The organism is Idiomarina fontislapidosi (assembly GCF_003226255.1).
In the GTDB taxonomy this organism is placed as follows: domain Bacteria; phylum Pseudomonadota; class Gammaproteobacteria; order Enterobacterales; family Alteromonadaceae; genus Idiomarina; species Idiomarina fontislapidosi.
Genome location: NZ_QJST01000007.1, coordinates 77,434 through 97,686 on the forward strand (window position 1 = coordinate 77,434; position 20,253 = coordinate 97,686).

Here is a 20,253-nt window from a genome sequence, read left to right on the forward strand (position 1 = left end):
TTACTCCACCACTTTGACCGGAATGGTATCGGCTTTATAAATATTCTGCTTGACGCTATCGAGGTTCCATTGCCATGTCTCTGGCTTCGTCTCGACCTCCACCATATCAATACAGTCGACAGGGCAAGGCTCAACGCACAAGTCACAGCCCGTGCATTCATGTTCAATCACGGTATGCATCTGTTTTGCTGCGCCTAAGATGGCATCAACCGGACACGCCTGAATACACTTGGTACAACCAATGCACTCATCTTCGCGAATCACGGCAACTTTTTTGACACTTTCTTCGCCGTGAGCAGAGTCCAGCGGTTTCGCTTCGACACCCATGAGATCAGCAAGCTTTTTAATGGTTGCTTCGCCACCCGGTGGACATTTATTAATTTCGTCACCATTGGCTATCGCCTCCGCATAAGGTCGACAGCCCGGATAGCCGCATTGACCGCACTGCGTTTGCGGCAATATTTCATCAATTTGCTCAACGATAGGATCGCTTTCCACTTTAAATTTTATGGCGGCGAAACCTAAAATTAAGCCAAATATCAGCGCTAAAGCGCCAATAGCAAGTAAACCAACGACAAAACTCATTACTGCGTCACCAAACCACTAAAGCCCATGAATGCGAGCGACATCAAGCCTGCGGTAATCATCGCAATCGCCGAGCCTTTAAAAGCCTGCGGCACATCGGCGGCAGCAAGCCGCTCGCGAATACCAGAAAATAAAATGAGAACGAGTGAGAAGCCTACTGCGGCACCAAAACCATATACGATCGACTGTACAAAGTTGTGTTGTTCATTAATGTTTAAAAGCGCGACGCCCAGCACTGCACAATTTGTCGTAATGAGCGGTAGGAATATCCCCAGTAGACGATATAACGTGGGACTGGTTTTGTGTACAACCATCTCGGTAAATTGCACAACCACGGCAATAACCAATATAAAGCTCAATGTTTGCAACGCCATGAGGCCCAGCGGCTCAAGCAAGTACTGGTTGACAAGGTAACTACAGACGGACGCAAGGGTTAAAACAAATGTGGTGGCCGCTGACATACCAATGGCGGTATCGAGTTTGTTCGATACACCCATAAAAGGGCAGAGCCCTAAAAATTTAACCAGCACAAAATTGTTGACCAATACGGTGCCAATCAGCAGCAGTAAGTAGTCCGTCATTCGATTCTTCCACACGTCATTTAAATCAGCGCCTATTATCGGTGTTTTGGTGTTGATAAACAACAGATGGAGGTCAATAGAAGTGGTAATAACCCAGTCATGTTGTCATTGATATTTAACGTAACTGACTCGCGACTGTCATTTTGTTAGCGCAATGTAACACGCAAGCCAATAAACGGGGCATTGTCATGGTCTGGTTAACAGCATTACAAGAAACCGCGTTACGCGTCGATTTAAGCTGGTTCGCTCGCATACATCGTTTAAACCAACGCCGTTGGATCGCCTTCAGTGCCGAGTGCTTCTCCCGTTCCGGTGATGGCTATTGGTATGTACTGTTCGGGCTGCTATTGATGTTGCACAGCGCCGACGGACAATCGTTTTTTGCCGCCTGTGCCGCCATATTCTTGTTTGAAAGACCGCTGTACTGGTGGTTAAAAAATAAGTTCAAGCGCGCGCGTCCGACAGCGCTGCTGGTTCAGAAAAAGCTCTTTGTTGCGCAGGATGAATTTAGCTTTCCTTCTGGGCATACGTGCGCGGCGTTTATCTTCATTACTTGCCTCTCTTATTACTACCCAATGATTGCACTCTGTTTATTGCCTTGGGCTTGCGCGGTTGGCATTTCACGGGTGGTAGTAGGCGCTCACTATGTGTCTGATGTCTGCGTAGGCGCACTACTTGGCATCACCTTTGTCGAAACCTTCTTTCTTATCCATTCTGCATTCTAAGGTTAACTATGCGAATATTGTTCGGTATTCAAGGAACGGGTAACGGACATTTGAGCCGTTGTCACACACTATCAAAATGGCTAAACCACCACGCGGTTGATGTCGATTATCTTATTTCAGGACGTGCTCCCAGCCGTTTATTTGATATGAGTGCGTTCGGTGACTATCAATGGCGTCAAGGTCTCAGTTTTGCAACACAAAATGGTCGCGTTGACTACTTGAATACCTGCCGTAATAACTCACTAAAGCAGTTTTGGTCAGACGTTAATAGCATCGACTTGTCGGCTTACGACTTGGTATTAAGTGATTATGAGCCCGTCACTGCATGGGCTGCCAAGCGGTCAAAGAAGCCGTGCATTGGTATAGGGCGGCAGTATGCATTTAAAGAGCCATCGCTGTACTCTAAATTGAATCTTTTTCAACGAGGTTTAATTGATTATTTTGCACCCGCATCGCGCTGGTTAGGCATGCATTGGCAGCCACTTGATAATTGCATTGCTCCGATCGTAAGAGAACACGCTCCTGAATCAGGCGTGAGCCAACGCCACGTTCTTGTTTACTTACCATTTGAGAACCTAGAGCATGTAGTCGATGCGTTGATTCCACTAAAATCGTATCAATTCTCGGTGTTTCATCCGAGTATAAAGAGCACAGACAATCTTGATGCCCCACATATATTCGGTTTTCCGCCTTCACGGGAGAGTTTTAAGCGTCAATTTGAGAGCGCTGAATATGTATTGGCCAACGCGGGTTTTGAGACGACCTGCGAAGCGTTACAAGGCGATAAGCAGTTCGCGGTGAAGCCACTAAAAGGACAATTTGAACAACACTGGAATGCCAAGCTACTGGCAACTAACCAGTTAGCTCAGGTGATGAGCGAGATTACCGAGGATAACGTGCGAACTTGGTTGTTGAGCGGTCAGAACAAGCCACTAGAGTATGAATGGCCGAATATGGCAGACAATATTGCACAGTGGATAAAACAAGGCGCAGAGGGTACTACACAGGAGCAATTAGTAAGGCTTTGGGCGTAATTGGAACTTTAAGAGATGGCTCCCCAGGTTGGATTCGAACCAACGACACATGGATTAACAGTCCACCGCTCTAACCAACTGAGCTACTGGGGAACAATAAAACTATTGCAGAGTTAAAACGCGTTGGCTCCCCAGGTTGGATTCGAACCAACGACACATGGATTAACAGTCCACCGCTCTAACCAACTGAGCTACTGGGGAACACGTCTTAACGGCGTCGAATATTAAAGACCTATGCCGCGCCTGTCAACTAGAGATACAGTATTTTTGTTGTTTTTTAGTTTGACTGATTAAATCTTGTTCGAGTGTTTATTTTGTAGCCTAACACTGAAAACAACGGGCTAATGCCTCTATAAAGAAATGTCAAGTGACTGTCACAAATTAGCCTATAACGAAAGTAATGTTTTGTTAGTTGCTGAGGATATCCACATATCGCTGAAATCCACATCAGCCAATGCCTACAGGATCTTATCCACGGATTCTGTGGATAACCCTGTGCTTAAGTGTGTGAAATAGTACGTTTAGTGCGGTTTGTAGGCAAAATTAACGATTGTTCAGAAAATAGCTTTTCCAAAAAAATGTATTTAAAAACAATTGGTTATTTATTTATAATAAAAACATAAAAGTATTGCTTTAACACCCCAGTAAGATTGCCCGAAGAATCAGCAACTTGTGTATTTCTTATTTAATTTGGGTGTTTTTTAAACGCTCTTGGCAAGGGTTTTGCGGTTGCTGAAGCGAATAAACGACGCATGAGTTGTATAACTTAACTGAGCAACAGTGATGGCTAAGCGTACTGTATTGTAATAAAAATGTCTCATTGTGTTGGCGGCTTTACTACTCAGGTTGGCCCTTTACAGAGCGAGCAAAGTTAAAAAAAAGCCCCGTTAGCGAGCTAACGGGGCTTTAATGTTTATAAATCTAAGTTTTAACTGAGCTTATCTGCAAAGGCACTGATGCGAGTCACGGCCTCTTTCAAGGTATCTAAACTCGTTGCAAATGATAAACGGCAGTATCCATCAGTACCAAAAGCGGATCCTGGTACCAATGCAACATTGGCTTCGGTTAATAGCTTCTCGCATAATTCAATGTCGCTAGTGACACCGGCTTTACTCATGAGACCCTGGATACGAGCAAAGGTGTAGAAAGTACCATCGCCTTCGACGCACTCGATACCATCAATGGCATTTAATGCGTTCACTAAATAGTCGTGACGCTGCTTGAATGCACTGATCATGGTATCGATGCAACTTTGATCGCCATTTAAAGCAGCGGCTGCGGCATGCTGGCTAATACTGGTGGGGTTCGAGGTGCTTTGTGATTGTATTTTTTTCATCGCCGCAATAATGGGCGCTGGACCCGCTGCGTAGCCGATACGCCAACCAGTCATCGCGTAGGCTTTAGATACGCCCGATAAAATCACAGTACGTTCGCGTAACTCGGGCGCAACCATAACAATATTGGCAAACTGACTGCGGTCCCACAAAATATGCTCGTACATATCGTCTGTGGCAATCAGCACATTGGGGAAATCGACCAACACATCGGCAAGCGCGCGTAATTCCTCTGCCGAATACGCAGTACCACTTGGGTTGGATGGACTGTTAATAAACATCAAACGTGTTTTGTCCGTTAATGCGTTGCGTAATTGATCCGGTGTGATTTTAAAGCGTTGCTCTAACTCGGTGTGCACGATAACGGGTTCGGCCTCAACCAGCTTAACCATGTCGGGGTATGAGACCCAGTAAGGTGCAGGGATAATGACTTCATCACCTGGATTAAGCCAGGCACTCAGTAAGTTAAAAATACTGTGCTTACCCCCGGCGGACACGATAATCTCATTGAGTCCGTAATCGAGCTGATTGTCTCGCTTGAACTTATCAGCGACCGCTTGCTTAAGCTCGGTGATGCCATCCACTGCAGTATATTTGGTTTTACCTGCTTGAATAGCCTCGATGGCGGCCTGCTTGATGAAGTCGGGTGTATCAAAATCGGGCTCACCCACACCTAAACCAATAACATCTTTACCCGCGCTTCTTAACTCGTTGGCTTTTTGGGTCACCGCGAGTGTTGGAGAAGGTTGGATAGAATTAACGCGCTTTGATAGCTGATAGTCCACTACGAATTCCTTCCGATTTTGCCTATATAAACTGCTTTCTACTATACGGATCGGCGCCATTAAAGTCTATCAACATAGCCAAACAATGGGTGTTTGCTGTACACTGACGGGGTTTATTCAAGAGGAGGTATTTTCATGGCTACAACCGACGCATCTCGGAGTCTTATTAACGCGCCGGTTGGAAAAACGCTGTGGGAAATGACATGGCCCGTTATTTTTGGCGTGGCAACGCTGATAAGCTTTAATGTTGTTGATACCTTCTTTATTAGTTTGCTTGGCACTGACCCTCTTGCCGCAGTCAGCTTTACCTTCCCCATCACCTTTACGGTCGTGAGTCTCACCATTGGCTTAGGGATTGGCACGTCAGCTGTGATTGCACGAAAATACGGTCGTGACAAACCAGAAGAAGCCCAGTTTGATGGCTTTGCTGCGCTCTCCGTTTCCGCTTTATTAGTGTTGATGCTGTCAGCCATTGGCTATATTTTCATGGACAGTATCTTTACCCTTTTGCAAGCGCAGCAACGTTTACTACCGTTGATCCGTGAATACATGACGCTCTGGTTTGCAGGCAGTGTCATGCTGGTTACACCCATGGTCGGCAATGCCGTACTCAGGGCGTCGGGCGATACCCGAACGCCGTCATTAATTATGGCATCGGGTGGATTAGCAAACGCCATTTTTGATCCCATTTTGATTTTTGGTTGGGGCCCGATTCCTGCTATGGGCATCGAGGGCGCGGCGCTGGCAAGTGTCATCTCATGGTTTAGTGGCGTTATATTAGTGTTCTGGTTATTGAGTCGTAAACAGCTCATACGTGTGCGTATTGAAACAACGCGCGGCTTATTTCGTGAATGGCTCGATGCCGCGCGCGCGATTCTAAAAATTGGCTTGCCGGCAGCCGGGGCCAATATCCTCACGCCACTTGCGATGTCAGTAATGACGGCGATCATCGCATCCTACGGTGCTGCTGCTGTAGCCGCGTTTGGCGTTGGTACTCGACTCGAGTCGCTTGCGAGTATCATTATTTTAGCACTATCAATGTCGCTGCCGCCGCTGATTAGCCAAAACTTTGGTGCCAACCGCGTCGATCGGGTACGAGAGGCGTATGGCAAAGCATTAAAAGCGGTGTTTGCGATTCAACTGGTTATATACGCGGCTATGGCGATTACCGCACCGTGGATAGCGATGGCGTTTGCCAAAGAGCAAGAAGTGGCACGAATCGTTGAACTGTTTATTTACATTATGCCGATTGGCTATGGCTTTCAAGGTTGGATCATTCTCTCGAACTCGAGCTTCAATGCTATCCATAAGCCGATGCGTGCGCTTGGCTTGAGTGTCATCCGCTTGTTTGTTTTTTTCGTACCTCTGTCCTACTTAGGGAGTCTACTCGCCGATTTGCACGGTCTATTTATCGGCGGTGTGGTGGCGAATATCATTACAGCGGCTATCGCCTATCTATGGTTTACGCGTGAGCTGAGGAGGGTTGGTGAGTAAAGCATTTGAATTAGTATCGAGCTACCAGCCAGCAGGTGATCAGCCTGCGGCAATTGAAAAACTGTTAGAAAATTTAGACGCGGGTCTCGCGCATCAAACTTTACTTGGCGTCACAGGGTCGGGTAAAACTTTTACGATGGCCAATGTGATTGCTCAGTCGCAACGCCCGACGCTCATCCTGGCACACAATAAGACCTTGGCGGCGCAGTTGTATGGTGAAATGAAAGAGTTTTTCCCAAACAACGCGGTGGAGTATTTTGTTTCGTACTATGACTACTACCAGCCTGAAGCCTATGTGCCGACCACCGACACCTTTATCGAAAAAGATGCATCAATAAATGACCACATTGAACAAATGCGTCTTTCGGCGACAAAAGCCTTGATGGAACGCCGCGATGTTGTTTTGGTTGCTTCGGTTTCAGCGATTTACGGGTTGGGTGACCCGGAATCCTATATGAAAATGATGTTGCATTTACGGCGCGGCGATATCCTCGATCAGCGCGACATTTTGCGCCGTTTAGCACAACTACAATATAAACGTAATGATGCCGCTTTTGAGCGTGGCACCTATCGAGTCCGTGGGGAGGTGATTGACATCTTTCCCGCTGAATCAGAAGAACTTGCGGTGCGCGTTGAGCTATTTGATAACGAAGTGGATCGCATTAGCTTTTTTGAACCGCTGACAGGTCAGGTCACCGAAGCCGATGTGGCACGGGCGACGATTTATCCTAAGACGCACTATGTAACGCCACGCGAAGTCTTGGTTGAAGCGATCGAGAAAATCAAAGACGAATTAAAAGATCGTCGCGATATGTTGCTGAAACAAAATAAACTGCTCGAAGAACAGCGCATTAATCAACGCACCCAATTTGATATCGAGATGATGTTGGAGCTCGGTTACTGCTCGGGTATCGAAAACTACTCACGATACCTCTCCGGACGAGCACCTGGCGAGCCACCGCCGACATTAATGGATTACCTGCCCGATGATGCGTTGCTCATTATTGATGAGTCGCATGTGACGGTGTCACAGGTGGGCGCGATGTATAAAGGCGACCGTTCTCGTAAAGAGAACTTAGTTGAGTACGGCTTCCGACTTCCGAGCGCGTTAGATAACCGCCCATTAAAGTTTGACGAATTCGAAGCCATCGCGCCACAAACCGTTTATGTGTCGGCGACGCCAGGCAAGTATGAACTTGAGCGCAGCAGTGGTGAAGTCGTTGAGCAAGTCGTGCGTCCGACGGGCTTGGTCGATCCCATTATCGAAGTACGCCCGGTGGCATCGCAGGTGGATGACTTGATGTCCGAGGTGCGTTTACGTGTCGAGAAAGAAGAGCGTGTGCTGGCTACGACCTTGACCAAAAAGATGGCGGAGGATTTGAGCGACTATCTAGACGAGCACGGCATTCGAGTGCGTTATCTTCACTCGGATATTGATACGGTTGAGCGCATGGAGATTATCCGCGATTTACGGCTGGGTAAATTTGATGTACTGGTGGGGATTAACTTGCTCCGTGAGGGTCTCGACATGCCAGAAGTATCGCTTGTTGCGATTCTCGATGCAGATAAAGAAGGCTTCTTGCGTTCGGATCGCTCGTTGATACAAACTATCGGTCGTGCAGCACGTAACGTGAACGGTAAAGCAATCCTGTACGGTGACAGAATCACCGGATCGATGCAGCGAGCGATAGAAGAAACGGATCGTCGTCGTGAAAAGCAAATCGCATTTAATAAAGAGCATGGCATCACGCCGCAAAAACTGAACAAGAAAGTCACTGACGTGATGGATCTTGGTCAGGGCGGTGCGAACCGTAAGAACCGTGCTGCGAAAGCGGTGGCTGAAGTGGCTTCAGGGTATGACCCGCGGACCGTGATGATTAAAGACACGAACGCGGTGATTAAAGAAATCGAAGCGAAAGAGAAAGAAATGTACGCGGCCGCGCAGAACCTCGAGTTTGAGAAGGCAGCACAGTTGCGTGACGATATTAAAACATTGCGTGAGCAACTTAAGCGAGCGGTTTAATCGGTTTTTATAATTAGAAATGCAAATCGTAATTGCTATCATTTCAATAGACAGGAATGGAGGGCATTATGATTAAGACAGCAAGTTTTGCAGTCATGCATTTCTCGATCGCTTTTACAGTGGTTTGGGTAATGACAGGCGATGTGGTCATGGGTGGTGCCGTGGCACTGATAGAGCCATTAGTGAATACGGTAGGTTATTACTTTCATGAAAAGATCTGGCAACGGAACGGCGTTCGTCGAACGAGCGCGTTATCTGGATAAAGAGGGGCGCGCGAGCACGCCTCTGTTTTTTATCTGCGTCACGTTTTTTCTATGCCGAGGCTATTTGGCGGGCATCGTGTCGCTGACCTTCAACGAAGATCGTACTCGATTACTCTCATTATTTTATAAAAGCTCAGAGCAGTTTGGACTGATGTTAGTGGTCGGATTGCCTGCGCTCTGTGTGTTGTTAGCGACCAGTTTTGCTAAAGAAGATGGATACAACTGGGCAAATCAACTGATGCGCGTGTCTCAGCCGCTGATGTTCGCTTCGCTCGCGCTCGACGCTATCTTGATTGCCAGCCTATTGCTGCACGAGCACGGCAGTTTCTCGTGGGGTAAGGCATCCATCATTTTGATTTGGTTCATCAGCGTGTGGTATGTCAGTAAGTCACGGCAATGGCGATTTTACCGACGTCACTTGGCGGAAAAGCCCGAAGAATCGGTGCCCGAAGACACCGATAAAGCTGTTTGAGCAATTGCTCTTCTGATTCCTGCAAGTTAGAGCAGGTAGTGCGCGTGGAAGCGTAACTGCTCTTCTATGAGACTACTAATAAAGTAATAGCTGTGATCATAGCCTTCGTGCAAGTAAATTGCACCAGGGCCATCGGTCTCATCAAAAACAGCCTGCAGAGCTTCTGGCTTCAGTTGTTCCTCAAGAAAGTTGTCTGCCAATCCTTGATCAACCCGAATCGGTCGTACTTGCCCATAAGCTTTTATTAGCTCAACGGCATCGTAGTCCTTCCATGCATCGCGGTTAGTTCCCAAATACTGAGTAAACGCATACTCTCCCCATGGGCACTGTGTTGGGTGAGTGATAGGGGAGAACGCTGAAATACTTTGATAGCGTTCTGGGTTTCGCACACCAATGACCAGTGCACCGTGTCCACCCATTGAGTGACCTGCAATCGAACGTTGGTCTGTCAGTGGAAACTGTGCCTCGACGCTTTTGGGCAGCTCATCAAGAATGTAATCATACATTTGATAATGTTGCTTCCAAGGGGCTTCTGTCGCATTTAAATAGAATCCTGCGCCTTTACCAAAGTCATAGCGATCCTCATCAGGCACATCGTCGCCACGTGGACTGGTGTCTGGAATAATCAGTGCGATGCCCAATTGCGCGGCAACGCGTTGCGCGCCTGCTTTGGTGGAAAAGTTTTCATCGGTGCAGGTGAGACCTGACAAAAAGTAAAGGCTCGGTACTTTATGATGTTCAGCCTGAGGCGGCAGAAACACGCTCAACTGCATATCGCAGTTGAGCGTCGAAGAGCGGTGTTTTAAGCGGATTTGTCGACCGCCAAACGTACGTACTTCGCTTACGATTTCCATAATGGATACCTTTATCGCTTAGTAGTGGATAACCGAACGAATCGATTTACCTTCATGCATGAGCTCAAAGGCTTCGTTAATTTCCTCGAGCGGCATGTTGTGCGTGATGAACGTATCTAAATCAAACTTTCCGTCCATGTATTGCTGCACGTAATCAGGCAGTTGGCTGCGGCCTTTGACACCACCAAATGCACTACCACGCCAAACGCGCCCGGTAACCAATTGGAATGGACGGGTAGAGATTTCTTCGCCAGCACCTGCGACACCAATGATGACCGATTCACCCCAACCTTTATGGCAACACTCGAGCGCTGAACGCATTACTTCAACATTACCAATACACTCAAACGAGTAGTCGACGCCGCCATCGGTCATTTCAACAATCACTTCTTGGATAGGCTTGTCGTAATCTGTTGGATTAACGAAGTCAGTGGCACCCAATTGTTTAGCAATTTCAAACTTATCTTCATTGACGTCGATAGCGATAATGCGCGATGCTTTTGCTTGCACGGCACCAATAATGACCGCTAAGCCAATACCACCAAGACCAAATACGGCAACGGTGTCGCCTTCTTGCACATTGGCTGTATTTTTAACTGCTCCCATACCTGTGGTAACGCCACAACCAAGCAAGCAGACTTTTTCAAGCGGTGCTTCTTTTGGAATTTTAGCGACCGAGATTTCAGGTAACACGGTGTATTCAGAAAATGTCGAGGTGCCCATGTAATGATAAATAGGCTCGCCATCTTTTGAGAAACGGGTGGTGCCGTCTGGCATCAGTCCTTTACCTTGCGTTGCACGCACGGCTTGGCATAAATTCGTTTTACCAGACGTACAGAATTTACACTCACCACACTCGGCTGTGTAAAGTGGGATGACATGGTCGCCGACTTCTACTGAAGTGACGCCTTCGCCCACTGACTCAACGATACCGCCCCCTTCGTGACCAAGAACGGCGGGAAAGATACCTTCAGGATCGGCGCCCGACAATGTGTACGCATCGGTATGACATACGCCTGTCGCAATGATTTTAACGCGCACTTCACCTTTTTTAGGTGGTGCAACATCGATTTCTTCCATTTTTAGTGGCTCGCCGGGACCCCATGCCACGGCAGCACGCGACTTTATTGTTTCCATCATATCTTCCTTTATTCGATAAATGACTGGCTAGTAATACGTTAATCACAGGAACAAGTTTAACTTTTTCTGATTTAAAGGTAATCTAAACTTTTTACAAATGACTTTTGCAAATAAGAAATAATGAAACAGTGGCAGGGAATCAGTGAGTTTGTCGCCGTTGCGCAAACCTCCAGCTTTACCAGTGCAGCAAAGCAACTGGGCTTATCAGTGGCGCAAGTGAGCCGTAATATCGCTGCGCTCGAGCAACGTCTGAAACTTCCGTTACTTTACCGGTCGACCCGAAGTGTGAGCTTAACGGAGGAGGGGTTATTGTATTTACCCCATTGCCAACTTCTAGTGGCGAGTCTCAATGATGCGGATCAGGCTATCCAACAGCGATCAGAAAAACCACAAGGGTTAATCAGGTTGACCGCTCCAGTATTTTACGGCGAACACGTGATTGCTCCTTTAGTCAATGATTTTTTAAATCAGTACCCCGATTGTCGACTCGATTTTAATCTGACCAATGAGACCTTGGATCTTATTGAGGGACACTACGATTTAGCGATTCGCTTGGGTCACTTAGGTACACCGCGGCTGAAGGCGAGTCCGCTGGGTCATCGCAGACACTTTTTAGTCGGAACGCCGGCGTACTTTGCACGCTTTGGCGAACCCACTGATTTAGCATCGCTGGCTGAACACCGGTGCTTAACGGGGACGCTTAAAAGCTGGCGCTTTCAGATTGAAGGCAAAGCAAAAACTGTGCAACCTAACGCTTTGGTCCATTGCAACAGTGGTTTAGCCATTAAGGATGCAGTCTGTAAGGGGCTAGGGATCGCAATTCTGCCTGACTACTATGTAGCCGAAGAGCTTGAAAAAGGTATCTTGCAAGAAGTACTGACCGCGTATCGTCAACCCGACGATGGTATTTGGGCATTGTATCCAGAGTCGCGACATCGAATCGCAAAGGTAAGAGTATTAATCGACTTTCTGAAATTGAAGCTAACCGATAACGGTTAAGGTGGAGTATTTAATTAGACTAACAGGGGAAGAAAAAAAGGTGGTGGATGGTACTGGGCTCGAACCAGTGACCCTCGCCTTGTAAGGGCGATGCTCTCCCAACTGAGCTAACCATCCAACGCCAAGGAAAACAACGAAGGGGAAGAAGTGGTGGATGGTACTGGGCTCGAACCAGTGACCCTCGCCTTGTAAGGGCGATGCTCTCCCAACTGAGCTAACCATCCAGTTTTGTCATCGCACTTCTGCGTCGTTGCGAGGAGGCATTATAGGGATACGCGACAAAGTGTCAAACAAAAAATGCAAAGTTTTTTCCGTTTGCTGACTTTTTAATCATTTTAATTGAATAATGCGCTTTTTGCCTAGGACTGGTAAAATTCACGGCGTCTAATCACTGAATCAAATAAAGGAACACAGTAATGAGTGTAGTTACGCGTTTCGCTCCAAGCCCGACTGGCTATTTACATGTTGGCGGTGCTCGCACAGCGCTTTACTCTTGGCTGGTCGCAAAAGCCCAGGGTGGTGAGTTTGTATTGCGAATTGAAGATACCGACCGGGAGCGTTCAACGCAGCCTGCGATTGATGCCATTTTAGAGGGCATGGAATGGTTAGGGCTGAACTGGGATCGTGGACCTTACTATCAAACCAAGCGTTTTGACCGTTATAAAGAATTAGTGGATCAACTGCTTGAAGAAGATAAAGCCTATAAATGCTACTGCTCGACCGAGCGTTTGGAAAAAATGCGTGAAGAGCAAATGGAGCGTGGCGAAAAACCCCGTTACGATGGGCATTGTCGAGATAACCCCAATGCATCCGGTGATAGTTATGTGATTCGTTTTCGTAACCCGCAAGAGGGTAGCGTTATTTTTGACGATCTCATTCGTGGTCGCATTGAATTCTCAAACCAAGAACTTGATGACTTAATCATTGCCCGCAGTGATGGCACGCCGACCTACAATTTCTGTGTTGTTGTGGATGATTGGGAAATGGGGATCACGCATGTCGTGCGTGGTGAAGACCACATTAACAATACGCCACGCCAGATTAATATTCTTAAAGCATTGAATGCACCCGTGCCTTACTATGCACATGTATCGATGATTTTGGGCGACGATGGTAAAAAGCTATCTAAGCGCCACGGTGCGGTGGGTGTGATGCACTATCGCGATGATGGGTACTTGCCAGAGGCGGTGATTAATTATTTAGCCCGTTTAGGCTGGTCGCATGGTGACCAAGAAATATTCAGCAAAGAAGAACTGGTTAAACTCTTTAAATTAGAAGACGTCAATAAGGCGGCTTCGGCATTTAACACTGAAAAGCTCAACTGGCTTAACCAACATTACATGAAGACGTTGCCAGCTGAACAAGTGGCTGATGCGTTAAAATGGCAGTTTGACCAACTCGGTGTCGACACGTCGACCGGTCCAGCACTGACAGCGATTGTGGGTTTGCAAGCCGATCGTGTTAAGACGCTCAAAGAGATGGCCGCCATTAGTCGTTATTTCTACGAACCCGTGACTGAGTTTGAAGAAAAGGCCGCTAAGAAACATTTGCGCCCAGTCGCTAAAGAGCCATTAGAAGCGGTGAAGGCGAGCCTGTCAGACTTGACAGATTGGACTGCTGAATCAATTCAAGCAGCGATTAATGGCACAGCTGAAGCACTTGGCGTGGGCATGGGCAAAATTGGTATGCCTTTGCGTGTTGCGGCTACGGGAGGCGGTAACTCGCCGTCGTTGGACGTTACGCTGGCACAACTGGATAAGCAAAAGGTTGTTGAGCGTATCGACTTGGCGCTTGCGTTCATTGCTGAGCGCGAAGCGAGCGCATAATACGCGATTTGCATGTAAAATAGTCAACTTGATATAAAAATCGCCAGTTGGAGATATTTTTTCAAAAAACAGTTGACACTTAAGCGCTCCTCGCAATAGAATGCGCCCCGCTGTCAAGGCAGTTTCGCTGCTAAAGCAGTGGGGCTATAGCTCAGCTGGGAGAGCGCTTGCATGGCATGCAAGAGGTCAGCGGTTCGATCCCGCTTAGCTCCACCAAGTGAAATTTTGATAGCAACGTTAGTGATTGCGTCCCCTTCGTCTAGAGGCCTAGGACACTGCCCTTTCACGGCAGTAACAGGGGTTCGAATCCCCTAGGGGACGCCAATTCTACTAACACGATGCATATTTTGATTGCGTCCCCTTCGTCTAGAGGCCTAGGACACTGCCCTTTCACGGCAGTAACAGGGGTTCGAATCCCCTAGGGGACGCCACTCAAAAAGCATCACCAATAAGTTTCTGGGTCCCCTTCGTCTAGAGGCCTAGGACACTGCCCTTTCACGGCAGTAACAGGGGTTCGAATCCCCTAGGGGACGCCAACACTAAACCACCTTCCATGGTGGTTTTTTTGTGCCTGCGATTTATGATTTACTGACTCGATGCCTCGGCTTGTTGAGCCAGCTCAAGTAGATAGGGTGAGAGGAAATCCGCGATCGATGCTTGCGCCTCAGCGGTCGGGTGGATGCCATCATCTTGTACGAAGTCAGGGTTGTCCACTAACTCGGTCATAAAGAACGGTACTAACGTCACCTCGTATTTTTCTGCCACACGATTAAACACCGCTTGAAAGCGCTTAGAAAAGCGGGGACCATAGTTAGGTGGAACCATGACCTGGCTGAGCGCCACATTAATCCCTTTCGCTTGCGCCTGCTCGATCATATCGGACAAATTAGCCTCAACGGTCGCTAAGTCAAACCCTCGCAACCCGTCATTGCCGCCGAGTTCAATAAAAATTGCGTCAGGCTGATGACGCTCGATTACACCCGATAAACGATTCAAGCCGCCGCGGGTGGTGTCACCGCTGATACTTGCATTGATGATTTCAATGTTTGGGTATTCTTGTTGCCAACGACGCTGTAATTCCGCGACCCAAGTTTGTTGTTGCGAAAGACCATAACCTGCACTTAGGCTATCTCCTAACACAACAAGTGAAACATTTGCCGCAACACTACGTATAGATATAAAAATCAAAGTAATACAAGCTAACTTTAATAGGAAATTTTTCATTTTATGCTCATTCAAACTCAACAACTCGAAAAGATAGTCGAAACCTCTGAGGGACCGTTACAGATTCTGCAACCAATTGACCTCGCAATCAATGCCGGTGAGACCGTTGCTATTGTTGGGGCGTCGGGCTCAGGTAAATCAACACTATTATCACTCCTTGCGGGCTTAGACATTGCCACCCATGGCGATGTTCTTATAGAAAACGAAAAATTAAGCGATTTGGATGAAGAACAACGCGCAAAACTACGCGCTGATAAAGTGGGCTTTATCTTTCAGTCGTTCCTACTGGTGCCGAGTTTAAGCGCGTTAGAAAATGTGATGTTGCCTGCCGAGCTAGCGGGTCATAAAGGTGCCGAGAAGGAAGCACGAGAGTTGCTCGAAAAAGTCGGTTTATCAGACCGCTGGCATCATTATCCAAACCAGCTCTCGGGTGGTGAGCAGCAGCGGGTAGCGATTGCCCGTGCCTTCGTGGGACAACCGAAAATTCTATTTGCCGATGAGCCGACGGGTAACTTGGATAGCAAAACAGGCGATAAAGTCGAACAGTTATTGTTTGATCTAAACAAAGATTACGGCACCACCTTGGTGATGGTGACCCACGACACAACCTTGGCGAAGCGCTGTCAGCGCATTTTGAACATGGAAGCTGGTCAGTTGGCGGAGGCTTCGCAAGATGTGGCATAAAATATCTTTTCGCCTTCTTAAGCAGGAGTTGAAGCGCGGCGAGCTCACGATTATGGCGCTCGCTATCATTTTATCAGTGACAGCGGTGTTGTCTTTGTCACTCTTTAGTGAGCGCCTACAATCGGGTTTGCTGGAACGGAGCAGTGAGTTTCTCGCAGCTGATCGGGTGTTGAGCTCGCGCAGGGATATACCGCAAGAGTGGTTAGAAAAAGCAGAGCAAGACGGTATTCAGACAGCGTGGCGCGTCATATTCAATTCAATGGCGTTTGCTAACGACCAGCTTGAGCTTGTTGATATTAAAGCGGTGTCTGATGGGTATCCGCTGCGCGGCGAGCTTAAAGTAGCGGATAAGCCCTTCGTTGAGGGCGAAGTGTCTACCACGTTGCCGCCAGAGGGTGAAGCATGGGTGGCTTCCAGTCTATTCCAAGCGTTGTCGCTTGAAATGGGCGACTCAATCGAGGTGGGTAATAGTCGCTTTAAAGTAACTAAAGTAGTCACCTATGAGCCTGATGTGGGCTTTTCTGTGTTCACCGATAGCCCTAATGTGATTATTCGCTATTCACAATTGGCAGAAACCGGATTAATTCAACCCGGTAGCCGTGTGCGTTACAACGTGTTGTTCGCGGGGAACCCAACGCAGCTGGATAATTACGAAAGCTGGTTGTTACCGCAACTAAACGATGACACCCATAGCTGGCGCAGTATCGAAGATGGTGACAGTCCTTTGGCACGTGCGTTAAATCGCGCTGAGCGCTTTATGATGCTAGCGAGCTTATTGGGCGTTGTTCTCGCGGCGACGGCCGTTGCCGTGGCAGCACAGCGCTATTGTCAGCGTAATTACGATGTGGTCGCGATTTTTAAAACCTTGGGCGCAGGTAAGCAACAAATCCGTAAAATCTTTGTGCTTCACTTACTGTTGCTCACAGGGATCAGCGTCGGTGTTGGTATTCTGCTCGGGTGGCTCATTCAATCCTACGTTATTAACTGGGTCGCAGAACAACTGGGGGCATCCTTGCCATCAGCGAGTTGGCGTCCGTATGCGTTAGCGATTGCGACCGGCTTAATCAGTGCTGTGATGTTTACGCTGTATCCTTTGTTCAGACTAATTTCAATCCCACCCTTGCGAGTGTTGCACCGTCAGATGGTTGGGGTACAGGCGATTCGTTGGCTGCAGTGGATATTGAGCGGCGGTACGATTTACGGATTATTGGTGCTGTATTCTCAACAGTGGTGGTTGTCGACTGCCTTGTTTGTGGGAGGCGCTTTCGCCGCAGGTATTTTGCTGTTAATCGGCCGCGTATTGATTGGTGCTGGACGTAAAGCGGGCATGCAAGCGGGCAGTGCGTGGCGTTTAGCCATGGCCGGCTTACAACGACGCGCTTCGGCCAATAGCGTGCAAATGCTGAGTTTTTCGACAGCGATCATGTTGTTATTGCTTGTCATCGTTCTGCGTAATGACTTACTGGCAGATTGGCAACGCCAATTACCAGAGGATGCACCAAACTACTTTGCTTTAAACATTGCTGAGGAAAAAGTTGATGACCTGCGCGATATGTTTGCCCGTGAGAACATTGAGGCAACCGATCAGTATCCCCTAATTCCAGGGCGGGTGACGCACCACAATGGTACTGAACTGATTGACGAGGTCACCAAGGAAGATCGCGAGGAAGTCGAAGAAGGGGATCGTGAGGAAGGCTTTGGGCGCGAGTTGTCATTGACGTGGCGGGATACTGTGCCGCCTAACAATGAGATTGTCAGTGGCAGCTGGTGGGGCGAGAACGCAGAGCCTCAAGTCTCGGTTGAACGACAAGCTGCTGAGCGATTAGAGATTAAAGTGGGCGATACACTGACCTTCAACATCGGTGGTGAGGTGTTTACCGTACCCGTAACGAGTTTGCGTGAAGCCGACTGGGGTTCGCTGCAACCTAACTTCTACATGATCTTTAACACCAGTACGCTTGCTGATTTCCCAGCGACTTATATCACCAGCTTTCATCTTGATAGCGACCGCAAGGACGAATTGTATCAGTTGTTTAGGCCTTTCCCTGAGGCCTCGCTGATTGATTTGGACGCGATCATTGATCAAATCCGTGAAGTCATCTCGCAGGTCAGTATTGCGATTCTTTTCGTATTAGTCTTGGTGATGATTGCCGGCGCTTTGGTCTTAATCGCGCAAGTGCAAGCCAGTATGGAAGAACGCCAAAAGGAACTCGTTATTCTGCGTACCTTAGGTGCTTCAGGCAAACTATTGAGTCGAAGTATCAGTTACGAATTTCTGATGCTGGGTGCGATCAGCGGTTTGATCGCAACCATTGCCATGGATTTGTCACTACTTATTTTGCAAACCCAAGTGTTTAATATGGAAGCGACGTGGCATTGGCGCTTGTGGCTGTTAGGTCCTATTTCGGGTGCTGTGGTAGTTGCTTTGTTAGGTCGATTGGCGTGTGCGCGTCTGATTCGTCGCAATACTGCACAATTGATTCGTAAATTGATTTAACAGGAGGCGGTGTATGAAAATTCTTATTACAGGGGGCTCGGGGCTGATAGGCTCGAGCTTTATCCGCTATTACAGCCAACAGCATCAGTTTACGGTGACAACGCGCTCGGTTGAGCGCGTAAAACAGCAGTTTCGCGGCTATGGCGTTGATGTTGTCAGTGAGTTGCCATCAGCGCAGGGGCTTACAGAATTTGATGCTGTGATTAACCTGCAGGGCGCGGGTATTGCTGATAAACGCTGGACTGCCGAGCGCAAGCAAGAGTTACAGAACAGTCGTTGGCAGATCACTGAGGCTCTGGTACAAAGGATAAAAGAATGCCCATCACCTCCGGTATTACTGAGTGGTTCGGCGATTGGTGTTTACGGACCAAGAGATGATGAACCCGTAAGTGAGGAGGCAACGCCTCAAACTTACGACTTTGCCGCTGAGCTTTGTCAGCAGTGGGAGTCTATTGCGTTGTCGGTACAGCAATACACTCGAGTGGTTTGTTTACGAACCGGAGTGGTGCTAGACAGTGCCCAAGGCGCTTTGCCTCGCATGGCGTTGCCATATAAACTGGGTTTGGGCGGTCCAATGGGCTCGGGTAAGCAGATGATGTCGTGGATCCATATCGAGGACATCATTCGTGCGTTAGAGTTTATTTTGCAGGATGATAGCATTGCGGGTCCCGTGAACTTGACGGCACCGAATCCGACTGCCAATAAACAATTCAGTCAGACATTAGCAAAAACCCTACACCGACCGCACGTACTGTTCGTGCCGTCGTTTGCTTTAAACTTAATGTTGGGCGAGATGGCTTCAATGTTACTTGAGGGGCAAGCGGTGGTGCCGAAAAAGCTCGAGCAAGCGGGTTTTCATTTTAACTTTCCTCAATTGCAGGATGCGTTAGCCGATTTGCTGTAATTGCAGGGAGTAGAAACTGCTGCCACAAGGTGTGCTGATGAGTTGGCTTGAAGATGTTGAAGTGGCCAATACGTCGACCTGCTTGCTGAGGGGTTAACCGTGTCAGCTTTTGTTCAGTGTTGGGGTATCGTTGCAGTAGCGCGCGAACGTTATCCTCAACCAACAACTCATCGTCGCTGATGGAGAAGGCGTGATACGGTTGTGTTAAGCGTTGATAGCCTTCGAGTTGCTCTGCCGATAAGTGGTCAAACAAATAATTACGGCTGCGGCACCAGCGGCTCCATTGACGCATTGCACGTGCAGGCATGTCACCAACCATATTGAGCCGTTTTCCTGGAAAGTAGCCCGCAATCGGTGTCGCCAACGGGATTGCCAAGTACCACAGTAACCACGAGGTGCGTTTTACCTGAGCACTGGCTTTAAGCCAATAACCTGTGCCTGACGCCACGGTAACAATGCGGTTAATGCGCTCGGGTTGTGGGATCAAACCCAGTAGCTGACCACCGAGGCTATGCCCTAACCAAACTAACTCTGCCGACGGTCGCTGTTGAGACGCCCAAGTAAGCACGTGGTCGAGGTCTAAGGTCGCCCATTCGATAATGTCCGTGTCGATCGCGTTGAGCGGCTTATTCTTAGAATCGCCAATGCCGTAATAGTCGAAACAAGTCACTGCAATTCCCTGATCGGCTAACCACTGGGCAAATCGGTGATAAAACCGTTGCTTTACGCCGAGCGCCGGCGCGATCACAACATGTTGTTGCGCCGCTACGGCTGGAAAGTGATTGATCGCCAATGCCCGATCGGCGTATTCAAGCATTAACCTTTGCAT

Annotated in this window: 18 protein-coding genes and 8 tRNA genes; 15 read left to right on the plus strand and 11 right to left on the minus strand. The window is 48.1% G+C overall.

The window, feature by feature from the left end; all coding sequences use genetic code 11:
• Positions 1 to 585, minus strand: coding sequence for an electron transport complex subunit RsxB (rsxB, locus tag DFP83_RS08590; protein ID WP_110574838.1), 585 nt, complete (start codon positions 583 to 585; stop codon positions 1 to 3).
• Positions 585 to 1,166, minus strand: a complete 582-nt coding sequence (rsxA, locus tag DFP83_RS08595) for an electron transport complex subunit RsxA (protein ID WP_110574840.1) — start codon at positions 1,164 to 1,166, stop codon at positions 585 to 587. The genes rsxB and rsxA overlap by 1 nt, the downstream gene beginning before the upstream one ends.
• A 188-nt stretch (positions 1,167 to 1,354) precedes the next feature.
• On the opposite strand from rsxA, the gene DFP83_RS08600 reads away from it, so the two are divergent.
• Both DFP83_RS08600 and DFP83_RS08605 read left to right on the plus strand, forming a co-directional pair.
• Positions 1,355 to 1,891, plus strand: coding sequence for a phosphatase PAP2 family protein (locus DFP83_RS08600; protein ID WP_110574842.1), 537 nt, complete (start codon positions 1,355 to 1,357; stop codon positions 1,889 to 1,891).
• Positions 1,892 to 1,899: 8 nt separating this feature from the next.
• Positions 1,900 to 2,925, plus strand: coding sequence for a glycosyltransferase family protein (locus DFP83_RS08605; protein WP_110574844.1), 1,026 nt, complete (start codon positions 1,900 to 1,902; stop codon positions 2,923 to 2,925).
• A 16-nt stretch (positions 2,926 to 2,941) separates the two neighbouring features.
• On the opposite strand, the gene DFP83_RS08610 is transcribed toward DFP83_RS08605, so the two are convergent.
• From DFP83_RS08610 to DFP83_RS08620, 3 genes are all read right to left on the minus strand, one after another.
• A tRNA-Asn gene (locus DFP83_RS08610) sits at positions 2,942 to 3,018 on the minus strand.
• A gap of 31 nt (positions 3,019 to 3,049) precedes the next feature.
• Positions 3,050 to 3,126: transfer RNA gene (locus DFP83_RS08615), tRNA-Asn, on the minus strand.
• Positions 3,127 to 3,853: 727 nt separating this feature from the next.
• The gene (locus DFP83_RS08620; protein ID WP_110574846.1) at positions 3,854 to 5,044 is read right to left on the minus strand and encodes a pyridoxal phosphate-dependent aminotransferase; all 1,191 of its coding nucleotides are present in this window, start codon (positions 5,042 to 5,044) and stop codon (positions 3,854 to 3,856) included.
• A gap of 135 nt (positions 5,045 to 5,179) precedes the next feature.
• Here DFP83_RS08620 and DFP83_RS08625 point away from each other — a divergent pair, with 135 nt between their 5' ends.
• The 4 genes from DFP83_RS08625 (at position 5,180) to DFP83_RS08640 (ending at position 9,296) form a co-directional block, all read left to right on the plus strand.
• The gene (locus DFP83_RS08625; protein ID WP_110574849.1) at positions 5,180 to 6,538 is read left to right on the plus strand and encodes an MATE family efflux transporter; all 1,359 of its coding nucleotides are present in this window, start codon (positions 5,180 to 5,182) and stop codon (positions 6,536 to 6,538) included.
• Entirely contained in the window at positions 6,531 to 8,561 is a 2,031-nt protein-coding gene (uvrB, locus tag DFP83_RS08630; RefSeq protein WP_110574850.1) for an excinuclease ABC subunit UvrB, read from the plus strand. The genes DFP83_RS08625 and uvrB overlap by 8 nt, the downstream gene beginning before the upstream one ends.
• A gap of 68 nt (positions 8,562 to 8,629) precedes the next feature.
• The gene (locus tag DFP83_RS08635) at positions 8,630 to 8,824 is read left to right on the plus strand and encodes a DUF2061 domain-containing protein (protein ID WP_110574852.1); all 195 of its coding nucleotides are present in this window, start codon (positions 8,630 to 8,632) and stop codon (positions 8,822 to 8,824) included.
• Entirely contained in the window at positions 8,769 to 9,296 is a 528-nt protein-coding gene (locus DFP83_RS08640; protein WP_110574854.1) for a DUF2919 family protein, read from the plus strand. Before DFP83_RS08635 ends, DFP83_RS08640 begins: the two co-directional genes overlap by 56 nt.
• Positions 9,297 to 9,322: 26 nt before the next feature.
• Here the strand turns inward: DFP83_RS08640 and fghA are convergent, their stop codons facing one another.
• Together fghA and DFP83_RS08650 are read right to left on the minus strand one after the other, a co-directional pair.
• Entirely contained in the window at positions 9,323 to 10,150 is an 828-nt protein-coding gene (fghA, locus tag DFP83_RS08645) for an S-formylglutathione hydrolase (protein WP_110574856.1), read from the minus strand.
• An 18-nt stretch (positions 10,151 to 10,168) separates the two neighbouring features.
• On the minus strand, positions 10,169 to 11,287 hold the full coding sequence (locus DFP83_RS08650) for an S-(hydroxymethyl)glutathione dehydrogenase/class III alcohol dehydrogenase (RefSeq protein ID WP_110574858.1): 1,119 nt from the start codon (positions 11,285 to 11,287) through the stop codon (positions 10,169 to 10,171).
• 123 nt (positions 11,288 to 11,410) lie between these two features.
• On the opposite strand from DFP83_RS08650, the gene DFP83_RS08655 reads away from it, so the two are divergent.
• Entirely contained in the window at positions 11,411 to 12,289 is an 879-nt protein-coding gene (locus tag DFP83_RS08655; protein ID WP_110574859.1) for a LysR family transcriptional regulator, read from the plus strand.
• A 41-nt stretch (positions 12,290 to 12,330) separates the two neighbouring features.
• Here DFP83_RS08655 and DFP83_RS08660 read toward each other — a convergent pair.
• Together DFP83_RS08660 and DFP83_RS08665 are read right to left on the minus strand one after the other, a co-directional pair.
• Positions 12,331 to 12,406, minus strand: a tRNA-Val gene (locus DFP83_RS08660).
• A 31-nt stretch (positions 12,407 to 12,437) separates the two neighbouring features.
• A tRNA-Val gene (locus DFP83_RS08665) sits at positions 12,438 to 12,513 on the minus strand.
• 192 nt (positions 12,514 to 12,705) lie between these two features.
• Between DFP83_RS08665 and gltX the strand changes: the two genes are divergently transcribed.
• The 5 genes from gltX (at position 12,706) to DFP83_RS08690 (ending at position 14,651) form a co-directional block, all read left to right on the plus strand.
• Positions 12,706 to 14,115 (plus strand): glutamate--tRNA ligase, encoded by a 1,410-nt coding sequence (gene gltX, locus DFP83_RS08670; RefSeq protein WP_110574861.1) that lies wholly within the window; start codon positions 12,706 to 12,708, stop codon positions 14,113 to 14,115.
• A gap of 140 nt (positions 14,116 to 14,255) precedes the next feature.
• Positions 14,256 to 14,331, plus strand: a tRNA-Ala gene (locus tag DFP83_RS08675).
• A 32-nt stretch (positions 14,332 to 14,363) separates the two neighbouring features.
• Positions 14,364 to 14,439, plus strand: a tRNA-Glu gene (locus DFP83_RS08680).
• Between the two features lie 31 nt (positions 14,440 to 14,470).
• A tRNA-Glu gene (locus DFP83_RS08685) sits at positions 14,471 to 14,546 on the plus strand.
• Between the two features lie 29 nt (positions 14,547 to 14,575).
• Positions 14,576 to 14,651: transfer RNA gene (locus DFP83_RS08690), tRNA-Glu, on the plus strand.
• A gap of 49 nt (positions 14,652 to 14,700) precedes the next feature.
• On the opposite strand, the gene DFP83_RS08695 is transcribed toward DFP83_RS08690, so the two are convergent.
• Positions 14,701 to 15,255 (minus strand): arylesterase, encoded by a 555-nt coding sequence (locus tag DFP83_RS08695; RefSeq protein WP_241971615.1) that lies wholly within the window; start codon positions 15,253 to 15,255, stop codon positions 14,701 to 14,703.
• Between the two features lie 87 nt (positions 15,256 to 15,342).
• Here DFP83_RS08695 and DFP83_RS08700 point away from each other — a divergent pair, with 87 nt between their 5' ends.
• Genes DFP83_RS08700 through DFP83_RS08710 form a run of 3 tightly spaced genes read left to right on the plus strand, consistent with a single transcriptional unit; the run spans position 15,343 to position 19,424 of the window.
• The gene (locus tag DFP83_RS08700; protein ID WP_071462355.1) at positions 15,343 to 16,023 is read left to right on the plus strand and encodes an ABC transporter ATP-binding protein; all 681 of its coding nucleotides are present in this window, start codon (positions 15,343 to 15,345) and stop codon (positions 16,021 to 16,023) included.
• On the plus strand, positions 16,013 to 18,520 hold the full coding sequence (locus tag DFP83_RS08705) for an ABC transporter permease (RefSeq protein WP_110574865.1): 2,508 nt from the start codon (positions 16,013 to 16,015) through the stop codon (positions 18,518 to 18,520). Before DFP83_RS08700 ends, DFP83_RS08705 begins: the two co-directional genes overlap by 11 nt.
• Positions 18,521 to 18,533: 13 nt before the next feature.
• A complete protein-coding gene (locus tag DFP83_RS08710; protein WP_110574866.1) occupies positions 18,534 to 19,424 on the plus strand; it encodes a TIGR01777 family oxidoreductase in 891 nt (296 codons plus the stop codon).
• On the opposite strand, the gene DFP83_RS08715 is transcribed toward DFP83_RS08710, so the two are convergent.
• On the minus strand, positions 19,381 to 20,253 hold the full coding sequence (locus DFP83_RS08715; RefSeq protein ID WP_110574868.1) for an alpha/beta hydrolase family protein: 873 nt from the start codon (positions 20,251 to 20,253) through the stop codon (positions 19,381 to 19,383). The two genes, DFP83_RS08710 and DFP83_RS08715, sit on opposite strands and share 44 nt — an antisense overlap.

What these genes read in the sequence shown, in the direction of transcription:
- rsxB (WP_110574838.1), bottom strand. Translation starts at nt 585, where the DNA reads ATGAGTTTTGTCGTTGGTTTACTTGCTATTGGCGCTTTAGCGCTGATA.
- DFP83_RS08635 (WP_110574852.1), top strand. Translation starts at nt 8,630, where the DNA reads ATGATTAAGACAGCAAGTTTTGCAGTCATGCATTTCTCGATCGCTTTT.
- DFP83_RS08715 (WP_110574868.1), bottom strand. Translation starts at nt 20,253, where the DNA reads ATGCAAAGGTTAATGCTTGAATACGCCGATCGGGCATTGGCGATCAAT.
- DFP83_RS08600 (WP_110574842.1), top strand. Translation starts at nt 1,355, where the DNA reads ATGGTCTGGTTAACAGCATTACAAGAAACCGCGTTACGCGTCGATTTA.
- rsxA (WP_110574840.1), bottom strand. Translation starts at nt 1,166, where the DNA reads ATGACGGACTACTTACTGCTGCTGATTGGCACCGTATTGGTCAACAAT.
- DFP83_RS08700 (WP_071462355.1), top strand. Translation starts at nt 15,343, where the DNA reads ATGCTCATTCAAACTCAACAACTCGAAAAGATAGTCGAAACCTCTGAG.
- DFP83_RS08605 (WP_110574844.1), top strand. Translation starts at nt 1,900, where the DNA reads ATGCGAATATTGTTCGGTATTCAAGGAACGGGTAACGGACATTTGAGC.
- DFP83_RS08625 (WP_110574849.1), top strand. Translation starts at nt 5,180, where the DNA reads ATGGCTACAACCGACGCATCTCGGAGTCTTATTAACGCGCCGGTTGGA.
- DFP83_RS08705 (WP_110574865.1), top strand. Translation starts at nt 16,013, where the DNA reads ATGTGGCATAAAATATCTTTTCGCCTTCTTAAGCAGGAGTTGAAGCGC.
- DFP83_RS08710 (WP_110574866.1), top strand. Translation starts at nt 18,534, where the DNA reads ATGAAAATTCTTATTACAGGGGGCTCGGGGCTGATAGGCTCGAGCTTT.
- fghA (WP_110574856.1), bottom strand. Translation starts at nt 10,150, where the DNA reads ATGGAAATCGTAAGCGAAGTACGTACGTTTGGCGGTCGACAAATCCGC.
- DFP83_RS08655 (WP_110574859.1), top strand. Translation starts at nt 11,411, where the DNA reads ATGAAACAGTGGCAGGGAATCAGTGAGTTTGTCGCCGTTGCGCAAACC.
- DFP83_RS08640 (WP_110574854.1), top strand. Translation starts at nt 8,769, where the DNA reads ATGAAAAGATCTGGCAACGGAACGGCGTTCGTCGAACGAGCGCGTTAT.
- gltX (WP_110574861.1), top strand. Translation starts at nt 12,706, where the DNA reads ATGAGTGTAGTTACGCGTTTCGCTCCAAGCCCGACTGGCTATTTACAT.
- DFP83_RS08650 (WP_110574858.1), bottom strand. Translation starts at nt 11,287, where the DNA reads ATGGAAACAATAAAGTCGCGTGCTGCCGTGGCATGGGGTCCCGGCGAG.